The sequence below is a fragment of the Acinetobacter sp. ANC 4654 genome, from assembly GCF_002135425.1.
Lineage (GTDB): Bacteria > Pseudomonadota > Gammaproteobacteria > Pseudomonadales > Moraxellaceae > Acinetobacter > Acinetobacter kyonggiensis.
The window spans coordinates 121,663-138,058 of record NZ_NEGL01000003.1; the positions used below are offsets into that span (position 1 = coordinate 121,663).

General features: G+C 40.5%; 14 protein-coding genes. 12 read left to right on the top strand and 2 right to left on the bottom strand.

What is annotated here, in order from left to right; genetic code table 11:
- The first annotated feature begins 800 nt into the window (after nucleotides 1–800).
- The 4 genes from B9T24_RS06440 to holA all read left to right on the top strand — a co-directional run bounded on the left by B9T24_RS06440 (nucleotide 801) and on the right by holA (nucleotide 5,702).
- Nucleotides 801–1,199, top strand: a complete 399-nt coding sequence (locus B9T24_RS06440) for a DUF4124 domain-containing protein (RefSeq protein WP_086165023.1) — start codon at nucleotides 801–803, stop codon at nucleotides 1,197–1,199.
- A gap of 139 nt (nucleotides 1,200–1,338) precedes the next feature.
- Nucleotides 1,339–3,963, top strand: a complete 2,625-nt coding sequence (leuS, locus tag B9T24_RS06445) for a leucine--tRNA ligase (protein WP_086165024.1) — start codon at nucleotides 1,339–1,341, stop codon at nucleotides 3,961–3,963.
- Nucleotides 3,964–4,166: 203 nt separating this feature from the next.
- The gene (lptE, locus tag B9T24_RS06450) at nucleotides 4,167–4,703 is read left to right on the top strand and encodes an LPS assembly lipoprotein LptE (protein WP_086165025.1); all 537 of its coding nucleotides are present in this window, start codon (nucleotides 4,167–4,169) and stop codon (nucleotides 4,701–4,703) included.
- A gap of 15 nt (nucleotides 4,704–4,718) precedes the next feature.
- The gene (gene holA / locus B9T24_RS06455) at nucleotides 4,719–5,702 is read left to right on the top strand and encodes a DNA polymerase III subunit delta (RefSeq protein ID WP_086165026.1); all 984 of its coding nucleotides are present in this window, start codon (nucleotides 4,719–4,721) and stop codon (nucleotides 5,700–5,702) included.
- Nucleotides 5,703–5,712: 10 nt separating this feature from the next.
- Here the strand turns inward: holA and B9T24_RS06460 are convergent, their stop codons facing one another.
- The gene (locus B9T24_RS06460) at nucleotides 5,713–6,162 is read right to left on the bottom strand and encodes a bacteriohemerythrin (RefSeq protein WP_086165027.1); all 450 of its coding nucleotides are present in this window, start codon (nucleotides 6,160–6,162) and stop codon (nucleotides 5,713–5,715) included.
- 630 nt (nucleotides 6,163–6,792) lie between these two features.
- On the opposite strand from B9T24_RS06460, the gene B9T24_RS06465 reads away from it, so the two are divergent.
- The 3 genes from B9T24_RS06465 to B9T24_RS06475 are packed head-to-tail and all read left to right on the top strand — an operon-like array spanning nucleotide 6,793 to nucleotide 11,515.
- On the top strand, nucleotides 6,793–8,118 hold the full coding sequence (locus B9T24_RS06465; RefSeq protein ID WP_086165028.1) for a MacA family efflux pump subunit: 1,326 nt from the start codon (nucleotides 6,793–6,795) through the stop codon (nucleotides 8,116–8,118).
- A 2-nt stretch (nucleotides 8,119–8,120) separates the two neighbouring features.
- Nucleotides 8,121–10,100: a MacB family efflux pump subunit gene (locus B9T24_RS06470; protein ID WP_086165029.1), complete on the top strand. Its 1,980-nt coding sequence runs from the start codon at nucleotides 8,121–8,123 to the stop codon at nucleotides 10,098–10,100.
- An 11-nt stretch (nucleotides 10,101–10,111) separates the two neighbouring features.
- Nucleotides 10,112–11,515, top strand: a complete 1,404-nt coding sequence (locus B9T24_RS06475) for an efflux transporter outer membrane subunit (RefSeq protein ID WP_086165030.1) — start codon at nucleotides 10,112–10,114, stop codon at nucleotides 11,513–11,515.
- A gap of 114 nt (nucleotides 11,516–11,629) precedes the next feature.
- Here the strand turns inward: B9T24_RS06475 and B9T24_RS06480 are convergent, their stop codons facing one another.
- Complete coding sequence (locus B9T24_RS06480) at nucleotides 11,630–12,160, bottom strand: CHAP domain-containing protein (RefSeq protein WP_086165031.1); 531 nt, start codon at nucleotides 12,158–12,160, stop codon at nucleotides 11,630–11,632.
- A 458-nt stretch (nucleotides 12,161–12,618) separates the two neighbouring features.
- Between B9T24_RS06480 and thyA the strand changes: the two genes are divergently transcribed.
- The 5 genes from thyA (at nucleotide 12,619) to msrA (ending at nucleotide 16,379) form a co-directional block, all read left to right on the top strand.
- Nucleotides 12,619–13,461: a thymidylate synthase gene (gene thyA / locus B9T24_RS06485; RefSeq protein WP_086165032.1), complete on the top strand. Its 843-nt coding sequence runs from the start codon at nucleotides 12,619–12,621 to the stop codon at nucleotides 13,459–13,461.
- A 109-nt stretch (nucleotides 13,462–13,570) separates the two neighbouring features.
- The gene (locus B9T24_RS06490) at nucleotides 13,571–14,083 is read left to right on the top strand and encodes a dihydrofolate reductase (protein WP_086165033.1); all 513 of its coding nucleotides are present in this window, start codon (nucleotides 13,571–13,573) and stop codon (nucleotides 14,081–14,083) included.
- A 28-nt stretch (nucleotides 14,084–14,111) separates the two neighbouring features.
- The gene (locus B9T24_RS06495; RefSeq protein WP_086165034.1) at nucleotides 14,112–15,173 is read left to right on the top strand and encodes a DUF4105 domain-containing protein; all 1,062 of its coding nucleotides are present in this window, start codon (nucleotides 14,112–14,114) and stop codon (nucleotides 15,171–15,173) included.
- A 101-nt stretch (nucleotides 15,174–15,274) separates the two neighbouring features.
- Nucleotides 15,275–15,736 carry an META domain-containing protein gene (locus B9T24_RS06500; RefSeq protein ID WP_086165035.1) on the top strand — a complete coding sequence of 154 codons (462 nt, stop codon included), beginning with the start codon at nucleotides 15,275–15,277 and terminating at the stop codon, nucleotides 15,734–15,736.
- Between the two features lie 118 nt (nucleotides 15,737–15,854).
- A complete protein-coding gene (gene msrA, locus B9T24_RS06505) occupies nucleotides 15,855–16,379 on the top strand; it encodes a peptide-methionine (S)-S-oxide reductase MsrA (RefSeq protein ID WP_086165036.1) in 525 nt (174 codons plus the stop codon).
- The last annotated feature ends 17 nt before the right edge of the window (nucleotides 16,380–16,396 follow it).

Genomic DNA, 16,396 nt, shown 5'->3' on the forward strand with positions numbered 1-16,396 from the left:
CGTGATTCACCCTAATCTTTTTTCACTGTATTATGAGAGACATAAACAGTGTTTCATTCATTGATTGTGAGCTCTGTTATAGCACACATATTTCATAGTTTTCGCAGCAATAGGAAAAAATTCTGATCTGTTTGCTGTTTAAGCAATATGAGATCTAAAACGTGTTGGGATAAACACATTTCGTGGTTTACTTTGTTCATTTTCTCGGCTAGAGAGAATGCCCATTGCATGACATGACATTTATTCGAAGGGTGATCAAATAAACACATATAAAACTACAGTCCGCATTTTTGTGGTTTCGCCTATTAAAGTCAAGTTTAAAAATTAGCTTTTTTCTGTTTATTTACAGACCGTTTGTTTTTTAAGCTAAGACCTCACTTTCAGGTTTGATTTTTTCATTTGCAATTTTATTTGAAAAACCAGCAGCCCATCAAATCTAAAGACCCATTAATAAAAAAATATTATAAATTAAATAAATAAATTTAATGATTTGTTGGTTTTAAGCCGAATGCATTTGATGCAAAGTTAAACAACACCTGCTGTTACTCAAAAGAGCGCTATTATTTTCATTTAAAAATATCAATGACCAGATCAAAAATGAATTAAAACTTAATGATTTATGCTTTAAAAATGCGTGCTAACTGAATGATGATTTATACCTAATGCAATCATCAATTAGATTGCTCAGCTTATCTTTTTTTTCTACAAATTAATAAAAACCATATAAAATATAGAACTGAAATTCAGATCAAATTTTACACTCAATCCTCACGCATTATTACAACAAGGACTTCTTTTTCATGTCATCACCTTTTATCAAGTTTGGATTAATGACGCTATGCTTGAGCTTCAGCCTAAGTTCGACCAGCAGCTTTGCGAAAGAATATTACAAATGGGTGGATGCAAAAGGTTCGACCCACTACACCACCACACCGCCCCCAAAATCTGCACAGAAAAAAGGGAAAATTGATACATATGGTTCACATCACACCCCAACCACTGCTGCGTCAAACAATCAAGCACATCCTGCTGCAAATGAAGCCGCTAAAGAGGCCGAAAAAGCTGCTCAAGAAAGTAGACCCGTTGTTGCAATTCCTCAAATTCCAGCAAGTGCGATGCCCGATACGCTATCAATTGGTGATGAAGTCGCTCGCCCATCAAACCCAAGCAAATATCTACTGAAAGATAAAGATTTATAATTTCATCTATCCGTCTAATTTTTGCTGGCTTAAAAACTTTTATATTTATGCTTTATGTCAGGTGCAAAATTCACTTTTTAGTGCATTTTGCGCTATGCTGTGCAACAAACTTTTTAACCATTGTTCTTAATATACGTATATGACTACTTCTCACATTGACCCTGAATATCAAGCGAGCGCGATTGAATCCACTGTCCAACAAGACTGGGAAACTCGCAAAGCCTTTAAAGTTGCCGACACTGTAGAAGGTAAACATCGTTATATCCTCTCGATGTTCCCTTATCCAAGCGGCAAGCTGCATATGGGTCATGTGCGTAACTATACCATTGGCGACGTGATTAGCCGTTTTCACCGTCTCAAAGGTGAAACTGTCCTACAACCGATGGGTTGGGATGCTTTTGGTCTGCCTGCTGAAAATGCAGCCATTGCACACCAAGTTGCGCCTGCAAAATGGACGTTTGAAAACATCGCCTATATGCGTGATCAATTGAAAAAGTTAGGTCTTTCAGTCGATTGGGATCGTGAATTTGCGACTTGTACCCCAGAGTATTATCACTGGGAACAATGGTTATTTGTACAGCTCTATAAGAAAGGTTTGATTTATCGCAAACTTTCAACCGTAAACTGGGATCCAGTAGATCAGACTGTGCTTGCCAATGAGCAAGTTGAAAATGGTCGGGGTTGGCGTTCGGGTGCATTGGTTGAAAAACGTGATATTCCAATGTATTACTTCCGCATTACCGATTATGCACAAGAATTATTAGATGATTTAGATACATTAAAAGATGGTTGGCCACAACAAGTCTTGACCATGCAACGCAACTGGATTGGCCGTTCACAAGGGATGGAAATCACCTTCCCTTCCGCCAATACTGACGTTTATGCGGATGATTTAACTGTCTATACCACACGTGGCGACACATTAATGGGTGTAACGTATGTTGCCGTTGCAGCAGAACACCCAATGGCGCTAAAAGCTGCTGAAACGAACCCTGAATTAAAAGCATTTATTGAAGAATGCCGTATGGGTTCAGTTGCCGAAGCGGATCTTGCTGTTGCCGAGAAAAAAGGCATGGCAACAGGTTTGTCTGTGAAGCATCCTGTAACGGGCGAAGACGTTCCTGTTTGGATTGCCAACTATGTGTTGATGTCATACGGTTCAGGTGCAGTGATGGCTGTTCCTGCCCATGACGAACGTGACTTTGAGTTTGCCAATAAATTTGGTCTAAACATCAAACAAGTCATTGATGCAAAAGGTGCAGAAGATCAAGATTTCTCTGCAACCGAATGGCAAGAATGGTACGGCTCTAAAGAGGGGGCTTTGGTTAATTCTGGCGAATTTGACGGTTTAAATTTCCAAGCGGCATTTGATGCATTCATTGCGAAATTAGAACCACAACAATTAGCCAATACCAAAGTTCAATTCCGTCTACGTGACTGGGGTGTTTCGCGTCAGCGCTATTGGGGTTGTCCAATTCCAATGATTAACTGTAACACTTGTGGTCAAGTACCTGTACCTGAAGAACAGCTTCCTGTGATTCTGCCGACGGATGTTGTTCCAGATGGTTCAGGCAATCCACTCAATAAAATGCCTGAATTTTATGAAACAACTTGCCCATGTTGTGGTGGCGACGCACGTCGTGAAACAGATACTTTGGATACCTTTGTAGAGTCATCTTGGTATTATGCACGTTATGCCTCTCCAGATTTTACGGGTGGTTTGGTTAAACCTGAAGCAGCACAATCTTGGTTACCTGTGAACCAATACATTGGTGGTGTAGAACATGCGATTTTGCATTTATTGTATGCCCGCTTCTTCCATAAATTGATGCGTGATGAAGGTGTAGTACAAGGTAACGAGCCATTCACTAACTTGTTAACACAAGGTATGGTTCTTGCTGATACCTTCTACCGTGAAGCCGAATCAGGCAAGAAAACTTGGTTTAACCCTGCGGATATTGAGCTTGAGAAAGACGATAAAGGTCGTATTCTTTCTGCAAAATATACAGGTGACGGTCAAGAGGTTGTGGTTGGCGGTCAAGAAAAAATGTCGAAATCGAAAAATAACGGCATCGACCCGCAAGCCATTATTGACCAATACGGCGCAGATACTGCACGTGTCTTTATGATGTTTGCTGCACCGCCCGATCAATCGCTTGAATGGTCTGATGCAGGTGTGGAAGGTGCAAACCGCTTCTTGAAACGTGTATGGCGTTTAACCACAGGTTTCTTAGAAAAAGGCAACCATGCTGCTGTTATTGACACAGCTAACTTGTCGTCAGCGGCACAAGATTTACGTCGTAAAACACACGAAACCATCCAAAAAGTCGGTGATGACATTGAACGTCGTCATGCATTTAATACCGCCATTGCAGCGCAAATGGAATTATTGAATGCCTGCAATAAATTTGAAGCCAAAGATGATCATGACAGTGCGGTTGAACGCGATGCCATTATTAGCTTGCTCACTTTACTTGCACCCTTTGCACCACATTTAAGTCAGACCTTATTGGCTCAATTCGGTATTGAGTTAACTGAAACTCTATTCCCTGCTTTAGATGAGTCTGCCTTAACCCGTAATACGCAAACCATTGTGGTACAGGTGAATGGTAAACTTCGCGGTAAAATAGAAGTTGCGGTTGATATTTCTAAAGATGAGATCTTAGCTTTAGCCAAAGCATTGCCTGAAGTACAACAATTCTTAACAGGTCCAACCAAGAAAGAAATTGTGGTGCCGAATAAATTAGTCAATTTGGTGGTTTAAACTCCTTATTAAATTCCCTCTCCTCCTAGGAGAGGGTTAGGGAGAGGTAATTCCCCTCATCCTAACCTTCTCCCCAAGGGAGAAGGAACTTTAGAGGAATAAACAAAAGCCAAACAAAGCCCGTTGTCAATCAACGGGCTTTGACTTTACAATCAACTCAGAAATTCATTTACCCATCTTTGGGATAAAACAGAGGAAAAAGCATGCACTTAGTTCAACGTGTTGCAGCGGTTGTATTAACTTTGGGGCTAAGTGCCAGCTTAGTCGGTTGTGGTTTCCATTTAAAAGGCATGAACCCAACGACTGCCCCTGCCGCGTACTCTAAAATGAGTTTAGCACTGCCAAATAACACAGAAGAATTACACGAAAAACTGGCGATTTATTTGGGTGCAACGGGTATTCAGCTGAGCAATAATTCCGATGCTTATGTGTTACGCGTACTGGAATACACTCCACAACGTCAAGAGCTTAACGGTAAATTGGTGGAAACTTTACTGCGTTTAACTGTGACTTTCCGTATTGAAGATGCACAAGGTCATCCTGTGACTGAAGCTCGAACCATTACTGCTTCACGTAGCTATCAATATGATGTGGCAACGGTAAACACCGATGACCAAGAACAAAAGTTTTTAAACCAAGTGATTGTGGATGATGTAGCACAGCAAATTGTGCGTCAAATTTCATCCAATCGTTTACCGAAAGTTGTGACCAAACCGACCCTTCCAGCAACACAACCTTAATATAGACTTGCAGTTATGAAACTTGACTATCCACAAGCACTGAAACGTGTTGACGAAGCTCGCGGCGCTTGGATTATGTATGGTCAAGAGCCATTACTGGAACAAAATTTACTGGATGCTTTTCGTCAAAGTTGGCACAAACAAGAAATTGAACGGCAGCGCTATGACATTAACAATGTCAGTGATTGGAAAAACGTTTTTAATGCTTTAAATAGCTTATCGCTCTTTTCCACTCAATTGGCAATTGAAGTACATGGCAATATTAAGCCAGATGCCAGTAGTCTTAAACTGCTGAAAAATTATATTCAACACAATGAGCAAAACCTGTTACTGGTGGTGATGCCCAAACAAGACAGCAGCAGTTTAAAATCCAGTTTTTTCCAAGTCGTGGATGCCAATGGCGTCACTGTGCCTCTGACTGCCAACTATCCACAAGATCGACAACGGATTTTAGGCATTGAGGCAGAAAAGCTCGGGATTAAACTGGCCAGCGATGCTTGGCAATGGCTTGAACAGCACCATGAACACAACCTACTGGCGGCAAAGAACAGTCTCATGCGGGTCAGTGATACTTTTGCCGATATAGATATCATTCAGATTGATCATTTGTACTCCTGTTTACAGGATCAATCGCGCTATACCACCTACGACTTAAATGATGCACTTCTTGCTGGAAACTTAGCCCAAGCAATTAAAATTTTTCAATATTTGGTTGCCTCAGGCGAACCCATGAGTCTGATTTTATGGAGCATTAGCAAAGAAATGCGCTTACTGATGCAATTGTTTGAGCAACCACAAAATGCCCTACAACTGGGTATTTGGAAAAATAAAGTCAGTCAATATCAACAAGCTCTTAGACGGCTCAATCCGAACTGTTTTCTGACTTGGCCCCAACTATTGATGAGAATTGATGCTGCGATTAAAGGGATGTCCAAAGAAAACTCTGAACATCTAATATTACAAGCCATTAGCCGCATGTGTGGTAAAACGTTATTTTGATCATCGACTACTAATTGAAAAAACGTGAAAACCAACTTTTACCTTTTTTCTGTTCTTGTGCGCGTAAATAATGCAGCATATTATCACGCACCGCATCGACATAATCTTGATCATCATGTTGAATATGATTAATCAACCACTTTGACAGCAATCGATACAAGTCATTCTCAACAGATTCCCCCTGATCAAATTTATGCCGATAATCATTCAGTCGTTTAACAAATAATTCATGTATACCTCTATGGGAAGGTAAATACTGATAACGCACTTGTTCAAGTAAGTTTTCTTCGAAGCTAAAATGAGACTGGGTATAGTCAATTAAATCATCTAAAACTTCTTTAATTTTATCGCGCTGCCCACTGATTCTGATTTGTTCTAATCTATTAATATAATCTAAAATTTGGCGATGCTGATTATCAATGACATCGATTCCAATATTATAACTTTCATTCCATTCCATCTCTCACCCCTCACAAATTTCCATATTAAAGTAATGATTTTTCGCACAATTATGATGCTTAATGTTTTTTACCATTAATCCCATAATTATTTTATGGTTTTAATCTTACAAGTTTTTTTTATTTAAATCTATAGATAAAACATAGATTTTTTAGGTGTTTATAGAAAAAATTCGCTAAATTTCCAGATTCAAAAACCAGAAATAATTGGCAATATAAAACCATTACAGCACCAACAGTTCAGCAGGTTTTTCAAATATCTCTTCTCACAGCAAGGCTTTTGAGAACATTTACAAGCAAGCTAAAAATAAGTGTGCATCAAATTTATAAATAAGATTTTTAATTATTGATTTAAAAAATATGAATAAGATTTTATAGAAATCATGTAAAAAAATATTTTAATATCGAATTTAAACTTGATTTAGGTCACTGCATATTTTGCTGAGTATATCGGCATGACCCTGCTAATAATCATATAAATGCGAATCCTGTGGAAATTGATCTATTCTATCTTTAACAATTTTTTGAAAGCCTCTAATAGAAAACAATTCTCATTTGTTTTTAAAAAGTTCACGTTTTATCCTTATTTAACTTTTATACTCTATTTAATTTTTTGAATGCTTACGATCACTATGCCAAAAATAAAACCATCCAAAATAATCGTTGCTGTGGTCTGTCTTCTTGCGATTGCAGTGACTGCATGGTATTTCTTCAAACCTCAGCAGCAACAGCCGCAATACATCACCTCTGAAGTTGCACGTAGCGATATTGAAGATTCTGTACTGGCCACAGGTGTACTTGAAGCAACCAAAATGGTCAGCGTTGGTGCACAGGTTTCAGGTCAAGTGAAAAAGATGTATGTCAAATTAGGCGACCCAGTGAAACAAGGTCAACTGATTGCTCAAATTGATTCGATTCGTCAGGAAAATGATTTAAAAACCGCTGAAGCCAGTATTAAAAACCAACAAGCCCAGTTAGCAGTCAAACAAGCCAATTTGGCTAAAGTACAATCTGAATATCAGCGTCAACAAGCCATGTATGCACAAGATGCAACCTCTCGTGCAGAGTTAGAGTCAGCCTTGGCCAGCTATAAAACGGCACAAGCGGATATTTTGGCCATTAATGCACAAATCGAACAATCACGCTTAACGCTTGCAACAGCCAAAGAAGATTTGGGTTATACCCAAATTATTGCACCGATGGACGGAACAATTGTTGCGATTGTGACTGAGGAAGGTCAAACCGTAAATGCCAACCAAAGCGCACCGACCATTGTCAAATTAGCAAAACTTGACACCATGACCATTAAGGCTGAAATTTCCGAAGCCGATGTGATGAAAGTTGAACAAGGTCAGATCGTTTATTTCACCACTTTGGGCAATAGCGATAAAAAACATTATGCAAAATTACGCCAAGTCGAACCTGCACCCGATTCAATTAATACTGAAACCAGTAACACATCATCGTCATCTAGTACTGCGATTTATTACAATGCATTATTTGATGTGCCGAATGAAGATGGCAAATTACGCATTGATATGACAGCACAAGTTTATATCATTCTTAATGAAGCCAAAAATGTATTAACCATTCCAGCAGCAGCAATACAAGGCTCAAACCGTTCTCAAGCGAAACGTAGCGATACAGCAAAAGAACAAACAGCGAAGAGTTCAGCCGATCAAACCCAGACGGATCGTCCGAAACGTCTCGAGCTATCTGCGGAAGAAAAATCACTCATCGAACAAGGTAAAGCGTCTTTATCTATGGTTCGCGTGGTTCAAGCGGATGGCACAGCAAAACCTCAAGCAGTATTGGTGGGCTTAAATAATCGCGTCACCGCCCAAATCATCAAAGGCTTAAAACAAGGTGACAAAGTGGTGATTGCCGATGCTTCAGACACCTCAAATGATGCTGCAAAACGTAGTAACCGCGCAGGCGCTGGTCCAATGAGAATGTAATCATGAGTCAAAATCAAGCACCTTTGCTCAAGGTCACAGATCTGACTCGTGAATTCCCTGCTGGGGAAAACACCATTCAGATTCTAAAGGGCATCAATTTAGAGATTTATGCTGGAGAACTGGTCGCCATTGTTGGGCAATCGGGTTCAGGTAAATCTACCCTGATGAACATTCTCGGATGTTTAGATCAACCCACAGCGGGCAGTTATCAGGTCAAAGGACGTGAAACTCGCAAATTAGAAGCCGATGAACTGGCACAACTACGGCGTGAATATTTTGGTTTTATTTTTCAGCGTTATCACTTACTGGGAGATTTGACTGCCGCGGGCAATGTCGAAGTTCCAGCCATTTATGCGGGGGTCGATGCCTCTGCACGGCAGCAGCGTTCGACCCAACTGCTTTCTGATTTAGGTCTAGCTGAAAAAATCCAAAATCGCCCCAGTCAACTTTCAGGTGGTCAGCAACAACGTGTTTCTATTGCTCGGGCATTAATGAACGGTGGTGATGTGATCTTAGCCGATGAACCAACAGGTGCATTGGACAAAAACAGTGGCATTGAAGTGATACGTATTTTACGTGAACTCAATGCCCAAGGTCATACTATCATCCTTGTTACTCATGATATGAACGTGGCGAAAAATGCCTCACGTATTATTGAAATTAGTGACGGTAACATTATTTCCGATCGTGTGAATATACCCGAGTCGGATGGCGAAGTGCTTGAAAAGCAGCAACTCGATCGCACACCACAAAAGAAAACGCCTTCTTGGCGTTCAGCGGCAGATCGACTGGCTGAAGCCTTCCGCATGGCATTATTGGCCATGAATGCGCACCGTATGCGTACCTTCCTGACCATGCTTGGGATTATTATTGGTATTGCATCGGTTGTTTCAGTGGTGGCACTTGGAAATGGCTCACAAAAGCAAATTTTAGAAAATATTAGTAGCTTAGGCACCAACACCATTACCGTATTCCAAGGTCGTGGTTTTGGCGACAACTCTAAAACAGCCCAAGTCAAAACCTTGGTTCCTGCCGATGGCGAAGCTTTAGCTGAACAGCCTTATGTCGACGGTGTCAGTCCTTCCGTCACCAGCAGCGTTACGGCCCGATTTAAAGATACTGAGGCCTCGGCCACGGTAAATGGAGTAAGTGAAGACTTTTTCTATGTCAGAGGCATGACCTTTCAATCTGGGCAACCTTTTGACAAAGAAGGCGTGACTGAACGTGCGCAAGATGTGGTGATTGATAACAATACCCAAAAAACCTTCTTTAGCGATGGGACGAATCCTGTAGGTCAAGTCATCCTTTTGGGCAGTGTGCCAAGTCGTATTATTGGCGTAATTGAAGCGCAAAAATCAATGATGGGAAATTCCGACAGCTTAAATGTTTACTTACCCTACTCGACCGTCATGAGCCGTATGCTGGGACAGTCGAATGTCCGTAGTATTATTGTCCGTGTGAAGGATGAATATCCAAGTGCTGCCGCTGAAAATGCCATTCTAAATTTATTGGTGCAACGTCATGGCGGACAAGATGTCTTTACCCAAAACTCGGACAGTATTCGAGAAACCATTCAGCAAACCACACAAACCATGACCCTGCTCGTCTCTGCAATCGCGGTGATTTCATTGATTGTCGGAGGAATTGGTGTGATGAACATCATGCTGGTTTCAGTAACGGAACGAACTCAAGAAATTGGCGTGCGTATGGCGGTTGGGGCACGGCAAAGTGACATCCTGCAACAGTTCCTGATTGAAGCGGTATTGGTGTGTATTTTAGGTGGCATCTTAGGTGTGCTTTTATCTTTAGGCATTGGACAGCTGATTGGTCATTTTGCTGGAGACATCTTCCAAATGGCCTATTCAACTACCTCTATTGTTGCAGCTTTCGTTTGTTCAAGCATGATTGGGATTATCTTTGGCTTTATCCCTGCCCGTAATGCAGCACAGTTAAATCCTGTGGATGCACTTTCTCGCGAATAAGGATACTCAAAATGCAGATGAATTTTAGCAAACTTGCTACAGCCCTAATGTTAAGTAGCTCACTGTTCGGTTGCGCTGCGGTGGTGAAAACACCGTATCAACAACCGAGTGTAAACATCCCAAATCATTTTCAAAACAGTAAAGCCCTAAGCCAACAAGTGCATGCCAATGTTTATGCAGATCAATGGTGGACTTTATTTGGTGATACTCAGCTCAATCAATTGGTCAATCAAGTCCTCAGCAGCAATACTGATTTAGCCGTTGCAGGGATTAATTTACAGCAAGCACGCTTACAAGCAGGCTTAGCACAAAATAAACAAGGCCCACGTGTCAGCTCAAGTGTCTCTGCGGGGCACAATATTGAGTTAAATTCAGGTGATGATTCTTCACGTGGCTTGTCACTGAGCGGTGGCATCAGCTATGAATTGGACTTGTTTGGAAAACTGGCGAACCAAACCGAAGCAACACGTTGGGAAGCACTGGCGACTGAACAAGACTTGCAAAGTACTGCACAAAGCTTAATTGCGACCACTGCTAATTTATATTGGCAACTGGGTTATCTCAATGAGCGTTATCAAATTGCACAACAAAACCTAGCCAGTACACAGAAAACTTATGAACTGGTGCGTACCCAATATCGTGCGGGTGCAGTTTCAGGTTTAGACTTGACCTCTGCGGAACAAGCCGTGCAAAGCCAAAAAGCAACGTTAAGTCAAATTGAACAACAGCGTGTAGAAGCACGTACCGCTCTGGCCGTTGTACTGCACATGCCCGTACAGCAACTTAACATTCAAGAACCTGCTCGCTTACCGCGTATTGGTCTGCCCAACATTGCAGCAGGCTTACCTGCGGACTTGCTTGCGCGTCGTCCAGACTTACAGGCTGCCGAATTACGTTTACGTAAAACCTTAGCCACCAAAGATGCCACCAAAGCCAGTTATTATCCGTCAATCAGCTTGACTGGCAATTTAGGGGCTTCAAGTACATCGTTAAGCAATCTATTGCAAAATCCAGCTTTAACTTTAGGCGCAAGCCTGAGCTTACCGTTTTTGCAATATAACGATATGAAAAAAGATTTGGCAATCAGTGATTTGGATTATGAAAAATCGATTCTTCAATATCGTCAAACCTTGTATCAGGCATTTGCTGATGTTGAAAATGCGCTGTCGGCACGGACTGAATTGAATAAACAAGTGGCGCTGCAAGAGCGTAATGTCCAACTTGCTGAAAAAACTGAGCGCTTAACTGAAGTGCGTTATCGTAACGGTGCCATTGCACTTAAAAATCTATTAGATGCACAAGCCACCACGCGTAATGCACAACTCTCTTTAGTACAAACCAAGCAAAGCCAATACAATGCCTATGTCACCTTGATGCAGGCTTTAGGCGGTAGTCCAATCAAACAGTTGCCTTAAGCTGAAAGCCCCAATAAAAAAAGTGCCCTTAGGCACAATCATTTGGTCATTTTAAATAATAAAAGCCCCAACTGGGGCTTTTGTTATTTAAGCAATTTGCTCATCTTTCAGCACTTAAAAATCAGGGCGATAATATTGGTAAGTCAAACCACTTTCTTTATACACATCATAACTTTTTTGTCTAAAATCGGACACCCATTGCGTACCCGTAAATCCAGCAATATGACCATAGGTATGCTTATTGGTTCGACGAATAATATAAATATCCCCTTGTTTAGGTGCATCAAACTTAGGATTAATTTGTCTATACCCAATTTTCATCAAGGTGTTGCCCCAATCCGAAGCAGCAATCGGATGGCTTTTGAACTGCGCACCAGCTGACTCCAAAGCCACTCTGATACTTTTTGCGCATTTTTTTGAACTGGTTTGACTGGTGATACTTTGCAATCTTTGGGTAAATTTATCAATATCAATTCGCTGAGCACTACCAGAGGTATAGTTTTTATTTTTTGATTTTTCTGGTCTGATGATCGGATCTGAATTTACTGTAGATTTATAGCTTTGACCTGCTTTTGAACGAATAATGATTTCTGTTGCTGTAGGCGCATGAATATCGTGCATATCCATATGTTGATCATAAATCATTCCAAACCTCTAACTTCTCTTTAAGCACTGCACTTACAGTCCGCAATACACATACTTGATTATTTATAAGCTGAGAATGGTAATGCCAGAATGTTAATTTTTCATATAAAATATGTAAGATATCTTATCTTTGTTAACATAGAAGCGCTAACTGGCTATTTTTTAATTTATTTTTAGTGCTGTAAAAGTGAAATAAAATTTATCTGCAAAAAAGTTCACGACCAAAATAGCGAAGTAATGTGTCTTCTTGCTTAATATTCCAGCCGATGATGCAGCAACATGGTATTCAAATTCAGTATTTCTGGACCTCCGCCTCCGCCCAATTGCCATGCTTAACGCTTAAAAAAGCCCTCATTTTAGTATAGACTGCTAGGTTAACTCGACTTAGATGATCCTTTCGCAACAAGCCTTCAATGACTTGGTTTGTGCTTAGGGGAACTCAACTTTTTGGAATTTTTATGAAAGCGTATTTAGACCTTTTACAACACATCCTCGACAACGGTGGCGACAAAGGCGATCGTACTGGAACAGGTACACGTTCTGTATTTGGTCATCAAATGCGCTTTAATCTTGCTCAAGGTTTTCCTTTATTGACCACCAAAAAAGTTCATTTTCGCTCCATCGCGATTGAATTATTATGGTTCCTCAAAGGTGACACCAACGTTAAATATCTTCAAGACAACAAAGTTTCAATTTGGGATGAATGGTCAACCGCAGAACAAACGGCGCGTTTTGGTCGTCCTGAAGGCGAACTTGGTCCCGTTTACGGTCATCAATGGCGTAATTTTGGTGCAACGAAAAAAGCGGATGGCCTGTATGAGCAAGATGGCTTTGACCAAATTCAATGGTTAATCAACGAAATTAAAACCAATCCAAATTCACGTCGTTTAATTGTCTCGGGTTGGAATCCAAATGAAGCTGGCAATGTTGCCCTGCCACCCTGCCACACCCTGTTCCAGTTTTTTGTACAGAATGGCAAACTCTCTTGCCAATTGTATCAACGTAGCGCAGACGTGTTCTTAGGCGTTCCATTTAACATTGCCAGCTATGCACTCCTCACCCATATGATTGCCCAAGTTTGTGGTTTAGGCGTGGGAGAATTTGTTTGGACAGGTGGTGATACACATTTATATATGAACCATTTTGAACAAGCACAATTACAATTAAGCCGTGAGCCAATGCCACTGTGCCAACTGAAATTAAATCCAGAAATTAAAGACATCTTCGCATTTAAATTTGAAGATTTCGAAATTGTCGATTACCAATCACATCCGGGTATTAAAGCTCCTGTTGCGGTTTAATTTTTCTAATTAGTCATTCCACTAAATTCGTAATCCCCCTAAATCCCCCTTTAAAAAAGGAGGACTTGAATAAAACAAATGGGGGATACAGTCAAATAAGGCGAGCTTTATGACATTCCAAAATTTAGAAGTTGTTCACGTTGTAGCTATGGATCAACAACGCTGCATTGGTAAAGCAAATGATTTACCTTGGCATATTTCTGCTGATCTCAAACACTTTAAAGCCATCACTCAAGGTGGTGTCGTGGTCATGGGACGTAAAACGTTAGAGTCTATGGGACGCACCCTGCCAAATAGGGTTAACTGGGTCATTACCCGTGACCACAACTGGTCATTTGAAGGGACTAAAGTCGCGTATTCAATTGAAGATGCTTTAACTCAAGCTGTTGCCGACGTACAGGCTTCTGAAAAACCGACCAGCATTTTTATTATTGGTGGTGGTGAAATTTTCAAACAAACCATGCATATTACGGACCGCCTAGAACTGACCCATGTCGAACTTGATGTTCAAGGCGATGCCTATTATCCAGAAATCCCCACTGAATTTAAAAAGGTCGCAGCGGAACAACATATTGACGACAAAACAGGGATTGCTTTCGAGTTCGCAACGTATCGAAAATAAAGCAAAGAATTATTGATCACAGTCAAATATGCATAATATTGGAAAAACAGAATTTTTTGCTGCTTTAGGCATGGCGCTACTGCATTGCATGTTCAGTCTGTTTGTTATTTTATCCTCTATTTGGCTGTGTCTTGCTTTATGGTTCCAAGAACCTTTGGGTGGGTTGATGACCCGTATACTAATTGGCATCTGGATTGCTTTTGCACTCAGTATTCTTGGAATTTATACCACCCAAGCTTTCTTTAGCCGCCACACCGATATCTTGATTTATATGCTTGGCTTGCTCTGCGGTTTATGCTGGTATTTCAGCTTAGAAGCCAAACCAGATCGTGACTGGAATCCCGAAGTTGCGCAAGTGCTTGCTTATGAACAACAAGGCGATCTTGTCACCTTACACAATGTGCGTAATTTTAATTGGCATGCAGACGGCCGTTATGATGAACGCTGGGAATCTCGTCAGTTTGATTTAAAGCAAATCACAGGGGTCAATATTATTACCTCCTACTGGATGGGACCACGTATTGCCCACACTTTGGTAAGTTTTGATTTTGCCAATACGCAACCACTGACCTTCTCGATTGAAATTCGCAAAGAAAAAAATGAAGAATTTTCGACCATCGGTGGTTTTTTTAGAAAATATGAACTCAGTCTTGTGGCTGCGGATGAAAAAGATTTAATTTATACCCGCAGTAATAGCCGTGGTGAACAGGTCTATTTCTTTCCCATCAACATGTCAAAAGCAGAAAGTCGCGCTTTATTTGAACAATACCTACGCAAGTCCAATGACTTAAAACAACAGCCCAAATGGTATAACACGCTGACCAGCAACTGCACTACGCTGGTTTTTGATATGGTGCAAGCAGTATCTAAACAGCATTTACCAATCGATTATCGTCTACTGGCTTCAGGTTATTTACCCAATTATCTGTATGACTTAAACGCTATTTCACATGACCTTAGCATGAAACAATGGTATGAAAAAGCGCATATCAACCCACGGGTCAGTGAATTAAATCATCTTTCGAGCACACAATATTCAGCGCTTATTCGACAAGATTTACCGCAAAGAAAAATCGAGAACCCGCAGTAAAACTGCAACTTTAAAATAAAAAACATACATTTAAAGCTAGTTAAATCCATCTTTTTTTGCTTATATAGCCTATAAGTTAAATTAAAAAATGAGACATGAAGATGTTAAAAAAATTATTAACGATCAGTATCATTGGTGCAGCGCTTGCTTTTACAGGTTGTGAAACGGTGCCAAACGCCTCTTCGACCATTGAAACTGCAAACTTAATTCAATTGCAAAACAAAACTTGGGTTGCAACACATATTGGTAATAGCGAAATTAAAACCGCACCCAGCGCACACAATATTCCAAGCTTACAATTTGATGCAGCAACAAAGCGCGTAAGTGGCGCAGATGGCTGCAACCGTATTATGGGCAGCTATGAAGCTGGACGAGATAGCTTAGTCTTGAGTCAAATGGCAGGAACAAAAATGGCATGTTTAGACAACAACAATGTCTCTCAAAAATTTAACCAAGCATTAGATCAAGTGGCAAACTATCAAGTATTTGGTAAAACACTCAAACTGCTTGATCGTCATGGCAATGTCCTGATTCAGTTTAAAAGTACAGTTCAACCGCGCTAAATCGCAACGATAAAAAGTCTGTTCAGTCAGACTTTTTACTTTCAACCATCAATAAAGACATTGTAGCTTCATAAAAAGCCCCTATATTAAAAACAATAAACAAATACAGGATAAAACCATGCAACAAGCATTATTTGGTGGTGGATGTTTTTGGTGTGTCGAAGCCATATTTTTACAGCTTAAAGGTGTCCAGAAAGTGGTCAGCGGTTATGCAGGCGGTCATACTGACAACCCCAATTATGACGATATTTGTCGTGGTGACAGCAATCATGCAGAAGTCATTTTGATTGATTATGATCAAACACAAATTAGCTTTGAACAACTTTTAGATGTATTTTTCACCACCCATGATCCAACCACGTTAAATCGTCAAGGCAATGACATCGGAACGCAATATCGTTCTGTGATTTATTACCTTAATGATGAACAGCAACAACAGGCTCAACAAAGCATTGATCGACTCAAAGCGGATGGTTTAAATATAGTGACTGAACTGAGCCCTGCACCAAAATTTTACCCTGCTGAAGAATATCATCAAAACTTTTTTGCCCGTAATCCAGCACAAGGCTACTGTAACTTTTCGATTCCACCGAAATTAATGAAATTACGCAGTAAGTTTCAAAACTTACTTAAGTCTGAATAAGGTCTATTTTTGGGCAA